This window comes from Desulfomonile tiedjei DSM 6799, from assembly GCF_000266945.1.
Lineage (GTDB): Bacteria > Desulfobacterota > Desulfomonilia > Desulfomonilales > Desulfomonilaceae > Desulfomonile > Desulfomonile tiedjei.
This window is the reverse complement of record NC_018025.1, coordinates 25315-36963: the sequence shown is the minus strand read 5'-3', so window position 1 is coordinate 36963 and position 11649 is coordinate 25315. Positions and strand designations below refer to the sequence as shown.

At 47.2% G+C, this 11649-nt stretch carries 9 protein-coding genes; all 9 read left to right on the top strand.

Annotated elements, in window-relative coordinates:
* Positions 1 to 229 precede the first annotated feature (229 nt).
* The 9 genes from DESTI_RS00175 (at position 230) to DESTI_RS00135 (ending at position 11609) form a co-directional block, all read left to right on the top strand.
* A complete protein-coding gene (locus tag DESTI_RS00175) occupies positions 230 to 841 on the top strand; it encodes a HAMP domain-containing protein (protein WP_157212061.1) in 612 nt (203 codons plus the stop codon).
* Between the two features lie 778 nt (positions 842 to 1619).
* Positions 1620 to 3035 carry a glycosyltransferase gene (locus DESTI_RS29615; RefSeq protein ID WP_014807942.1) on the top strand — a complete coding sequence of 472 codons (1416 nt, stop codon included), beginning with the start codon at positions 1620 to 1622 and terminating at the stop codon, positions 3033 to 3035.
* 314 nt (positions 3036 to 3349) lie between these two features.
* A complete protein-coding gene (locus tag DESTI_RS00165) occupies positions 3350 to 4861 on the top strand; it encodes a lipopolysaccharide biosynthesis protein (RefSeq protein ID WP_014807941.1) in 1512 nt (503 codons plus the stop codon).
* Positions 4862 to 4944: 83 nt separating this feature from the next.
* Complete coding sequence (locus tag DESTI_RS00160) at positions 4945 to 6213, top strand: CgeB family protein (RefSeq protein WP_041285842.1); 1269 nt, start codon at positions 4945 to 4947, stop codon at positions 6211 to 6213.
* A gap of 6 nt (positions 6214 to 6219) precedes the next feature.
* Entirely contained in the window at positions 6220 to 6948 is a 729-nt protein-coding gene (locus tag DESTI_RS00155; protein ID WP_014807939.1) for a class I SAM-dependent methyltransferase, read from the top strand.
* 201 nt (positions 6949 to 7149) lie between these two features.
* On the top strand, positions 7150 to 8079 hold the full coding sequence (locus tag DESTI_RS00150) for a CgeB family protein (protein WP_157212060.1): 930 nt from the start codon (positions 7150 to 7152) through the stop codon (positions 8077 to 8079).
* 246 nt (positions 8080 to 8325) lie between these two features.
* Positions 8326 to 9624 carry a DUF8712 domain-containing protein gene (locus DESTI_RS00145; RefSeq protein WP_157212059.1) on the top strand — a complete coding sequence of 433 codons (1299 nt, stop codon included), beginning with the start codon at positions 8326 to 8328 and terminating at the stop codon, positions 9622 to 9624.
* 33 nt (positions 9625 to 9657) lie between these two features.
* A complete protein-coding gene (locus DESTI_RS00140; RefSeq protein ID WP_014807936.1) occupies positions 9658 to 10470 on the top strand; it encodes a DUF268 domain-containing protein in 813 nt (270 codons plus the stop codon).
* Positions 10467 to 11609: a glycosyltransferase family 9 protein gene (locus tag DESTI_RS00135; RefSeq protein WP_014807935.1), complete on the top strand. Its 1143-nt coding sequence runs from the start codon at positions 10467 to 10469 to the stop codon at positions 11607 to 11609. Before DESTI_RS00140 ends, DESTI_RS00135 begins: the two co-directional genes overlap by 4 nt.
* Positions 11610 to 11649: the final 40 nt, after the last annotated feature.

The following is an 11649-nucleotide window of genomic DNA, read 5'->3' as shown; positions in this document are numbered from 1 at the left end:
GATAATTCTTTCTTGCGATCGCTTTCACGAATTGAGTACAGTAGCAACGTTCAGACAGCTAGACCGCGAACATAGTATGGCGAGCACAATCTCGCCCGGTTGTGAAGGATTCTCCGCGAATGGCGGGTCTCTCGATTGTTCGTCATAAGCTACGGAGACTCCGGTTTATTTCTTCCGGCAGCAGAACTGCATGGAATGTATCATCTAAATGGTTTTTCGGGTACTTCTCATGAAAAAGCGCTCTTCTCTCGAACGAAAAATGCTTTCTTATTTCGGCCTGATAGCGGCTGCATCCCTGCTCATCAGCATAGAGTTTATCCTCGCAATCCGACAAGCGGAAATCAATGCAAACACTTTTTCGACTCTCAACCAGGGACCGCGAGAAACGATTGCAGCGGTGATCCAGGGACTGGAATGGCTTGGAAGCAAGGCTCTTCTCATGTGCGGAGTTCAGGTTGTGGTGACGTTCATCGTATTGATAATGTTTATTCGGCGCATTACGGGGCCGCTTCAGGATATGGTGGAAACCGCGGAGATCATATCGGCAGGAGACCTGACTCAGACTGTTCATGTGCCGGGAACCGACGAGATCGCGTTGCTTGCCGAAACGATAAACGGGTTGACGAGTAATATCCAAGAAATTGTACAACTTGCATTGATGAATGATGAGTCTATGAGGTCATCGTTGGAAGGATTGAAAGAACAGATAAATGGCAATGCTGAAGTGCAGCGGTCAATCTCGCATATGGAATCCAAATTGGATTTGTTGAAAGATTTTCTCCAGGAGTTCAAGTTGTTGCCGCCGCCTTCAAATGTCAGTGAAAATGTAAACGCTGCATAATGTCATTCACGGAGTAGTGACCGATTGAAGATTGTAGGAATATTGGTGGGTGCCGTGCCTCCGTGCCAGCACATCTTAAATATAATCAATGATATCAGTAGAATGGACCGGCAGGGACGCCGGTCCCTACCAGTATCCTAGTAATTCACACGCGAGATAAAAGACAGAATTTTTGGCACTGACTATAAAATACTGGCCGGATCTTCTTACTTCCTGGCATCCTGTGGATCCAGGGAATACCCGTGGATTCAAACGGGTTTTCATGGAGTGCTGACGAAACCAAAATGCAAATATGTGTTCGGAGGGTACGTATTTAGAAGACTTATATTCAACACTTCCATATTTTAATCAATCATAATTGATAAAGTTTTTAATAAAAAGTGGCTTAAAAATTCACTTTATTGGTTCTTTGAAGAACGACTGACAGCAAAACAAGTGATTAACACTGAAATGGTAAAATTCCCATTGATTTTCTCAAACTTTCCTGATAAGCTACCAATCGTGCAATATCAAAATCAGGTAGATTTGATTTTGTTCAGAAGTGGTCGGTCTTCTGGACGGTGAATTGTTCCCCTGGGTGAGAGAGCTTAATTCCCTATTTGCGCCTTTCCGAATTATTCCAACTCTAATATGAGCTGAATCGCGAGTAATTTGCGCTCAACGTCGTGTCGCACGAAGCTGCTTACGAGTATTTTGGCAAGACGATGAGCCGCCGATTTTCACATTTAACCAGTATTATTAGTTGGATATAGACATCCAATAAGAGCGAAGCTTGTCTATGAAACGATTATTCGATGTCGTCTTGTCTTCTTTAGGTTTGGTGCTTGCCGGGCCTTTCATGTTGATGATTGCCGGTCTCATCAAAATTGAGTCGCCTGGACCTGTATTCTACCGGTGCACCCGGGTAGGAAAAGGCTCGCGGCTTTTCGGCATGCTTAAATTCAGGACCATGGTGAACAACGCCGATTCGGTAGGCTGCAGCTTGTGTAGCAACCATGACGTGCGAGTTACGCCTTTTGGGGCACTGCTCAGACGAACAAAGCTGAATGAGCTGCCGCAACTCATAAACGTGCTTCTGGGTGACATGAGTCTCGTCGGTCCCCGGCCGGAAGATCCTAAATTTGTAAAGTATTACGCGGAACTCTGGGAAATTGTCTTGTCCGTGGAACCGGGTATTGTCGGCCCGAATCAGATTTCAAATCGTAATGAAGACGAGCTTCTCGGTGCCGCGGAGGATCCGGAAGAATACTACATTCACAGTCTATTACCGGAAAAGTTGAAAAGAGATATCGAATACGTGAGGACCCGAGGATTGGCAAAGGATCTTCGCATCCTGTATCAAGGCGTCTACGTAACCGTTTTCAAAGCATTGCGCCTGGATATGCTGCGATCACGGGTTCGCGTGATGCAGCTTCTCTGCTTGGACCTTATTATTTCCGTCACTGCATATATCCTTGCCAACATGTTGCGTCACGAGACACTTCCGATGATCCATCAAATTTCCGGCGGGATAGCCGTGATCATGATCTCCAATCCTGTTATTTTTGTACTCATGGGATTGTACAGGTGCAGCTTGCGCTTCTTCTCGGTACCCGATCTTCTGCTCATGGGCAAGATTTGCCTGTTGTCGGGTGGATGGCTGGTTACCTGCAATTACCTTTTGATGTTGGTGCCCGGGCATTCACGTATGGTGTACATTCTGTACCCGGTTATCATGGTGCTGCTCCTGGGTGCCAGCCGAGTAGTCATCAGAAGCACGATCGAGCGCCGCGAGTGCACGAACCGCGAATCTCTTTCCAATCGGGTGATTATTTATGGAGCCGGAAGACTCGGCATGGAAACGTACAAACACCTTCAGTTCCAGCCGGGAATTGCAGTGATCGGTTTCGTGGATGACGATGCACGGATGAAAGGAAAGAGCATTCTGGGAACAACGGTCCTGGGATCCGGCAATGATTTACCTCAGTTGAAGATCCTGTACGGTGTTGATGGAGTGGTTATTGCCTTCCGACCTCCATCACCGGAAACCCTGAGAGACGTGCGCCAAAAATGTGCGAGAGCCGCAGTGACAGACTTCTTGAGCCCCGCTGCTCTCTGGAAATTGCCGGATATGGGTAATTTTGCCACTGCATCTGAATCACCCCATCCCAAGTTGCGATCTGTTGCCGGCGGAAGCGGCGGACGAGATATTTGATCGGACTGTGCGTTGGATGCCGCGATCATGGCGATTTTTTCAAGAGATCTTTTCACTCACCGTCTTTGCTGCGCCAAACAAAACGGGACAACTAATACCATTTCGCAATTATGCATATAAGATGACGCAGGCTGAGGTGTTCTGAGCGGAGTGATTAGACGGCTTTGCGTCGTCCGGAGCGAAGGATACCTCCAGCCTGCCAGATTACGGAAGAAAAGCGAATCGGTATAAGATTCTTCAAGGATATTGACTAATTATACTATTTCATCAAATGCCCGGGCTGCAAATGTCCAAGAGCTTGCGAGGGAGGCATCTTGGCACCTAGCCTGAGAAGAGCCTCACAATGGTATCTTTCTTTTCTTTATGTCAATTTCTTCCTGAATCTCATAAAGGGAGTGCTCGTTGTCCCGCTGTATCTGACATACATGGAGCCTCGGCTCTATGGTGCTTGGCTCGCGTGTGGAAGCATGATCGGCTTTCTGGGCTTGTTCGATCTGGGAATCAGCCGAGTAATAATACAGAAAGTGGCAGCTTGTGCCGCTTCGTCAAAAAACGAGCAGCTTGCATCTACAGTGTCGACAGGAATTCTTCTTGGATGCGGACTTTCGAGCCTATCGTTCATTGCCGGACTGATAGTCTCTCCCTTTTTTCCGCACTTCGTGCAAATTTCGGGCCCGGAATCCCTTGAACTGAGGAATGCTTTCATTGTCGGTACTGCAGCGATGTCCCTGATGCTTGCGTCTTTCACGCCTGCATCCATTCTCCAGGGATTACAGCGACAGATTCTGACGAATGTCTGCTACACTGGAGGACTCGCACTGAGTGTGGGGACAACCATTGTCTTGCTCTTTGCAGGATACGGTTTGATCTCAATCCCTCTCGGAGCTCTGGTGCACGCTGCTGTGACCGTTATAGGAAACTATGGATATCTACTCGTAATCCTGAAGAGAGATATACAGTTCGTATGGAAATCTCCTTTCCAAAGAAAAGTATGGAAAGAGATTTTTTCAGCTTCTTCCTACGAGTTCACAGGGAATGCAGCAGGAGCATTGAGCACCTACTCGGATAACCTGATCATCGCAGCCGCGATTAGCCCGGAAACGTGTACCGTATTCACCTTTACGGGCATGGCACACAAAATGTCGGCCACGCTTGCGGGGTACATCTCTCATGCCAGCATGCCGTCACTGGCCCATATTGTCGGAGAGGGAGACACAGTTCGAACAAAGAGGGTTGCCGCGGAAATCCTGAAATATGCGACCGTTATGGGAGCTCTCTTATTATCCGGAGCATTGGTCCTGAATGAAACCGTGGTCAGTATCTGGGTGGGACCGCAATTTTACGGCGGTCCTCTCCTGAATGTCGTGTTTTTTGCGAGCGCTGTATCGACCATTTTTTTCTCCATATTCCGTAACATGCTCGCTGCTTTTGGCGATTTCAGGACCTCCGGAACTGCTGTGGCAGTCCAGGCCTGTGTTCAACTGCCGCTTATGGCGGTGCTGGGATACATGTATGGGATAACGGGCATAGCTTTAGCTTCTTTACTGTCCATACTTTTTGCGGCAATGCCTATGCAAGCAAGAGTCCTCGCTCGGAGATTTCAGATCACTTCTTCGGAACTGACATATGGCTTGCGACAAACCGTTTTCCTTTTCGCTGTCCCACTCGGGATCACATTAACGTTGAGAGCTGTTTGGAATCCGTCGGATCTTATACAACTGATCACATTGGCTGGAATATCCACTCTATGCGCACTGGTTGTGTACACCGTCTTATTTAGAGAAATCAGACAGTTGGTGCTCCATCATGTTTTCGGAAGACCCTAATCTACGTTTGAGGGAATCTCAATAGCTAATGTCCCGATGTCCCTGCCGAGCGCTGCTGATTATTCTGCACGAATGCTAATGGATTGGCTGAAATTTCGAGAACTGCAACACAGATCAAAACCAACATGCTGCAATCCGTAAAGAAAAAACTGAAAGACAATCGCTTTGTCCACACGCTTTGGTCCGATTTTCGTAACCGGCATCACAACGTAATAATCGAAAAAGAACAATATGAGTACGAAAAGCGAGCTCTTGAGATGGGCCTGTCCCTCGAAGAAGAATCAGCACAAATTGTGTTTCAGCGACTAAGGGACCGACTCGCGACAAGAGGCATTTCCTGGCCGCCTGATCCGGCAGGTAGAGATCTTCACATAGTATTCTGCACGACCAAGTCGAATGAACTGGAGCAAGCTAACATTCCTCCTGAATTGGAACGAATAGTTAAAGTAACATGCTATTACGTGGACAGACGCTGGAAGAACCCAAATCAAGATCGACTTCGGGAAAGGACATTCGTTGACCGCGATTTGCCGGTTTTCCTCGAGCAAATCGCAAAGGAAAGCCCTGTTGACATAGTCCTTTCTTATCTCAGCGGCTCGAGTATTTCCAGAGACACGATTATTCGAATCAACGACATGGGCATTGCGACTTTTCTCTTTCATCAGGACGACCGACTGTACTTTCGGGGTCGCAAAATTGGCGATCAGTGGACCGGTCCGGCAGATGTGTGTGCCTCTTACGATTTAAATCTGACGAATTGTCCGAAATCACTCATCAAATATCGGGTGGAAGGAGGAAACGCTCTCTTCTGGCCTTCAGCAGCAAACCGTGATTTCTGTGTTCCGAGGGATCTGCCTTTTGAGTACGATGTTTCGTTTATCGGCGCAAAATACGGCGTGCGGTCGTCCCTTGTGCATTATCTCAAGTCCAATGGAATACACGTTGAGTGCTTCGGCCCTGGGTGGAAGAACGGCCGTGTCAGTGATGACCGGATGATTGATATCTACTCGAAGAGCAGGATAAATCTGGGCATTAGCTATGTCGGATACAGTTCTTACCAGTGTCTGAAGGGGCGTGATTTCGAAGTGCCTATGTGCGGTGCCTTATATCTCACCTCCATGAATGAGGATTTGGGCAGAGTCTATCGAATTGGCGAAGAAATTGCCGTGTACACCGATTTCCAGGATTGCCTGCGGCAGATCGGGAAGCTACTTGCTGACCCTGATCGATGCGCCCGCATGAGATCGGCTGTACGAGAAGCCGGCCTTAGAAGACATACGAGAGAGATACGCGTACGAGCGCTGTTGGAATGCAAAGCTTCCGTACCCGATCCCTCCGCTGACACGATTTGAGGATCTATGGATTACCGGAAACAGATTTATGATTGTTATGTTTCTCTATGGCAAAACGGAGCTTCATCGTTCGATGAAGAAGCCAGCCGACGATGGGGAAGAGCATACAGATTTTTTCTGAGACGGGTCCTTCCGGAAAATAAGAATGCAGCAATTCTGGACCTTGCCTGTGGAGGGGGTAAGCTTCTCCATCTCTTCAAATCCATGGGATACTCGAATGTCAAAGGCGTGGATATCAGTCCGGAGCAGGTGACCCTTGCCAGGCAAGTATGTTCTGATGTGACTTTGTCGGATGCTGTCGAGTATCTCAAAGCACATGAAGCAGAGTTCGATTTTATCGTTGGGCTGGATATTGTAGAACATTTCAGAAAAGAAGAAGTGCTTACCTTTCTTCAGGCAATCAGAAGTGCATTGAAAGAAAATGGCCGCCTGGTTCTACAAACTCCCAATTCCGCATCGTTAGCAGGAGCTGCCATGCAGTTCGGAGATTTCACTCATGAGATCGGATTTACTCCCGGTTGCCTTGAAAACATTCTCCGGCTTACCGGATTTACGAATTATGAAGCCTGGGAACTGGGGCCTGCTCCGCATGGCTTTCTATCAACGATACGTTTTGGTTTGTGGCAAATTATCCGAACCGGATTCCTGGTCTACGATTTCGTGGAGATGGGAGGCCAAAAACACCCTGTGTACACGCGGGTGTTTTTGGCCTCAGCAACTAAGAACTATCGATAGTCGACATCCTTTAGAATGACATACATTCGGATCTCATTGTAAGATCAACATTATCACGGCAAATTTAACAGGTCTACTATGAAAGGACGAAAGCTCCGAATTCTTTACGTTGGCCCAGCTCACACTGGTACCTGCAGATCCCGAAAGGATGCGCTTGTAAAGTTAGGGCACGCAGTCCAGGTGCTCAATCCTGATAATTTTATGCGTGATTCCGGTTTGTTATACCGTGTTGAGACCAAACTGCAATTCGGCCCCGGAACAATTCTTTTCAATAAACGTTTACTTGACATCGCTGTTAAAAATACATTTGACTGGATCTGGATAGACAAGAACGTGTTTGCCTTTCCTGGTACGATAAGAAAACTCGCTGACAGAGGCCTCTTTCTGGTGCATCATATGACGGATGATCTCCTGAATCCGGATCAGCCGTTGAGACATTATCGTAAAGCCATTCCTCTGATTCACGTACATCTCACGTCAAACATCTATAATGTTCAAGAATTGATAAATTTGGGCGCTCCCCATGCTGTACAAACCCATCTCGGTTTTGATCCTGAATTATGCCGACCTGGCGGTCAAGCCCCGGTGCAGCGAGAAGAATTCAGATCGGATGTTGTTTTTATCGGACACTGGCGAAAGCATATTGATGATTTTGTTTTACCTGCAATAAAAGCTGGAATTGATGTTAAAATCTGGGGTGATGGTTGGAAAAAATCCCCCAACAAGTTGTTTTACGTAAAAAATGCGCTATTCAGATCGGTATCGGATAAGGATTACGCAAGCATTCTGGCCAGTGCTAAAATTGCACTCTGCTTCTTGTCACATGCAAATCGGAATACTTCCACAGGTAGATCCTTTGAAATCCCCGCCGTGGGTACATTCATGCTTGCGGAGAGAACCGAAGAACACCTTTCCTTTTATAAAGAAGGAGAAGAAGCAGAATTCTTCTCAAAACCTAACGAATTCATGACGAAATTGAACTTATACCTCAAGAACCACGAAGAGCGACAGCAGATTGCTCTTGCGGGCCATCGTAGGGCAATGACATCAGGCTACACCTATTTCGATAGAGTCTCATCTGACATGAAGAGTGTTCTCCCAATTTTTGAAAAATATTGTGCGCAATATTAGACAATGGTTCGTTAAGCTGATGTATGCACAGGATTTCTGCTAATGCGTCTTCTTCTACCAAAAGCTTCTTACTTTAATTTGAAACCATTATGGCTGTTTCCTCTGCTAATAATAATACTCTGTTTGCTATTATTAGTCTCCAGTCCTGATAATCCGTTCGAGTTTTCAGTTGCCATATCAGCTTTTTTCGCATCGGTAAGTTGTATGCTATGCCTTATGACTGCAGGTTATCGAATTAACTCTTTCATGAGTATTCTTGTACTTGCGTACATGATGTACTATCCAATACCTGCGGTACTGAATCTTATACTTCCCGAACCTGCAATTTCTCAAGACTTATGGACTGGTACTCCAATTGCCATGTGGGCATGTACGCTAGGCTGTACAGCTATGGCCGCAGGTGCGGCTCTTTTTCAAACTCTTTATTCCAAGAGAAGGGACCAAAGCTCACAGAGTTTCTTCAACCCGCCTCCTGTTTTATTGAATGTCGCTTTTTTTCTATTTTTACTCCCGGCTGTAATTCTGCGCTTCAATTTGGGTATGTACGACGCGCGATTCGACCCTGATATCCTGAGTCTCATTGAGCGGACAGGTCAATATAATAATATTCTAGGTTACCTGAGCCGCTTTTCGCAAATGGGTATGCTCCTTCAGTTGTACAGAGCTATTACCACTCGTTCATGGAAGGATTTTACTTTGTTTGGGTTGATGGCTTCTGTCTCGGTTCTGGTTTTTCTTCCGACAGGTAGCAGGATGGCCGCTTACGGCTGGGTTCCGTGGTTTCTTCTTTTCTATTTGACTTTAGAGAGAAAAATCTGGCGGGCAGGGCTCGTTTTTTTGTGTCTGTTGAGTCTCTTCACATTCACCACGGCCTTAGTACAAGTGTATCGTAATATCGATCAGTTAAACAGATCGTTCTCTGATCGTTTGGAGACAATATCCGAAATTGCCCTCGGTGAAAGGGTGGACGCCTCCGGAAAATCGTCCCTTGAGATAGTAGTTTCACGCCTTTCAGATTTTGCATTCGCCGGACGTATTCTCCAGGATACGCCCAGTATCATACCTTTCAGGGAATCAGAGGGTCTTGATGAACTATATACCATGATGATTCCGAAGGTGTTCGTTCATGAAAGACCTTCTCTGCAATTATGGGATGCTAGCATGGATACGTATGGTGTAACTCGCACGTTTCAAGGCGGCGGTAGCGCGCCGCCCATGTTCATTGGAGATCTGTACAGCAGATGGGGATGGAGCGGAATTGTAGGAGGAATGTTCATTCTGGGGATTGTTCTGGCAGCTTTGTCAGCACTCACTTTGCAGGGTTGGACGGTGACGAGCGTCTGCTTTTACGCTTTGTATGTCCAGTATAGCGCTAGTTTGGTGTCAGCTGGACTCTTCACCGCTACCGTTCTTCTGAGTCGTGAATTATTCATCAATTGGGCCATCAGTGTGGGCATAGGTCTTGTCTGTGCACACTTTTTTTCAAGAAAATCTTCGCCGCGCCGGGTTCCTGGTTTCTTTGTTGACGAGTTTAAAAGAATCTAACCTTTCGCCGACTTTCCTCATTCTGAGATCTTCATGAAACTAACGACTTCCATTAAAGCATATATTAAGAAGTCCCCCTTTCTGACCAGAATTGCGTTACTATTTCTCCACCTGCGCCCGGTCTTACGGCCGAGCTGTTGGCGTCGATACGTGCGGTTTTTCAGGGATTTTCTTGAATTTCGCAAAATGTCGAAAGAGCGCTCGAGATTGTCTGTCAGTTTCCTGGACCACTATCCTTGCCTGGAGGACAACACTTCCGTTACTCATTTCGACCGACATTATGTGTATCATTGTGCCTGGGCTGCTCGAATTTTGAAAGAGACGAAACCTGCTCTCCATGTCGACATAGGGTCCAGTCTGTATTTCTGCTCAATGGTGTCCGGATTCATCCCAATGGAATTTCACGATGTGCGACCTCCTGATCTGGAATTGACGAACCTGGCGGTTAAAGTAAACACTCTAGAAAAATTGGACATCCCCGACCATAGCGTGGTGTCGCTATCGTGCATGCACGTTATCGAACATCTCGGTCTCGGTAGATACGGCGATCCCCTCGATCCCAATGCCGATCTGGTCGGCATAGCAGAATTGAAGCGGATTCTCGCTCCCGGAGGAGATCTCCTCATCGTGGTTCCGCTCGGGACACCGAAGGTGATGTTCAACGGACAACGAGTCTATTCATTCGATTTGATCAAAGATTACTTTGCAGAACTTGAACTGAAAGAATTTGCGTTTATTCCGGATTCAGCCGCAGACGGGCACCTGATAAGGAAGCCCTCTCCAGAACTGATCGCATCTTTTCGGTCAGGATGCGGCTGCTTCTGGTTTAAAGGGATCACGAGATGATAAGACCGCATGAACTGAAGCCCGGAACGCCCATTTACGTGTTCAGTGTCGGCCATTTGGGTGATTCTCTGGTCGCTCTTCCGGCTGTACACGCTATTCGAGAAGCCTTTCCGGACAGTGAGATAATTCTCGTGAGCGATAAGGTTCCTGGGGAACAATATCTGATGTCCTGGGAAGTTTTTCGACTTTCGGGTGTTTTTTCACGAGCGCTCCACTATACGGCCATGAACCGCTCTCTTTTCTCTTCTCTTCTGGAACTCTCCGGCACTGCCTACAAAATGAGACGATTAGGCTCCGGTCCGCTTTTCTATTTGATCAATGATGGAGCGAAATCTTCTATGGTCGGGCGACACAAATTTTTCTTTGAATCCTTGTGCGGATCGCAGATGTTAGGCGTATCAAATGCCTTGAATCCTTATTTTGAAAAAGGTCCGGACGGTCGTCTTCTTCCTCAGCAACCGCGCTATCGCCGATTATTCGATATGGTTCAGAGTAACATAGAGCGAACCCTGAGCTTCAAGTCCGATTCTCTCATCCACCCGGATGCAAGCGCGCAAATTTTTGCCAAACATCTGATGCAGTCGGGATCTGACCGAGAATTCGTCGCGTTCGGGGCCTGGAGCAAGATGCCCTGCAAGAGATGGCCCCTGGAACGGTTTGCTGAAGTTGGAAGATTCTGTATTACAGATCGAAACATGATTCCCCTAGTGCTTGGCGGTGCAAACGAGGGATCGGTGGGAGAAGAGTTGATCGAGGAGTGGAACGGAGAAGGTATAAACCTCTGCGGTACCTCTCTGTCAGAATCTGCCGAAGTTCTGAGGCGTTGCAGACTGTATATCGGAAACGACACCGGAACCATGCACCTGGCTGCAACCATGGGAGTGCCGTGTATCGGCATTTTTTCGTCCAGAGATGCTCCGGGCAGATGGGACCCTATCGGACACGATCATGTGATACTCAGGCATTGGGTTCCTTGTGAAGGCTGTATGCTGGAAACGTGTAGACATGGTGATACCCCTTGTCTCCAGGGCATAACGGTAGACAAAGTAGTTGAGGGCGTTATTTCTCTTTTTCAACACAACTCTGTTTCAGACAGAAAACTCGTGGCTCGTGCGTATAGCTGTTATCGAAAGTCTTGACGGAATCCAATGCCTGCAATGGGAAGAATCAGTAGCGCCG

Excerpts from the sequence above, each read along its gene's own strand:
- DESTI_RS00175 (WP_157212061.1), top strand. The coding sequence starts at position 230 with ATGAAAAAGCGCTCTTCTCTCGAACGAAAAATGCTTTCTTATTTCGGC.
- DESTI_RS29615 (WP_014807942.1), top strand. The coding sequence starts at position 1,620 with ATGAAACGATTATTCGATGTCGTCTTGTCTTCTTTAGGTTTGGTGCTT.
- DESTI_RS00145 (WP_157212059.1), top strand. The coding sequence starts at position 8,326 with ATGAGTATTCTTGTACTTGCGTACATGATGTACTATCCAATACCTGCG.
- DESTI_RS00150 (WP_157212060.1), top strand. The coding sequence starts at position 7,150 with ATGCGTGATTCCGGTTTGTTATACCGTGTTGAGACCAAACTGCAATTC.
- DESTI_RS00155 (WP_014807939.1), top strand. The coding sequence starts at position 6,220 with ATGGATTACCGGAAACAGATTTATGATTGTTATGTTTCTCTATGGCAA.
- DESTI_RS00135 (WP_014807935.1), top strand. The coding sequence starts at position 10,467 with ATGATAAGACCGCATGAACTGAAGCCCGGAACGCCCATTTACGTGTTC.
- DESTI_RS00140 (WP_014807936.1), top strand. The coding sequence starts at position 9,658 with ATGAAACTAACGACTTCCATTAAAGCATATATTAAGAAGTCCCCCTTT.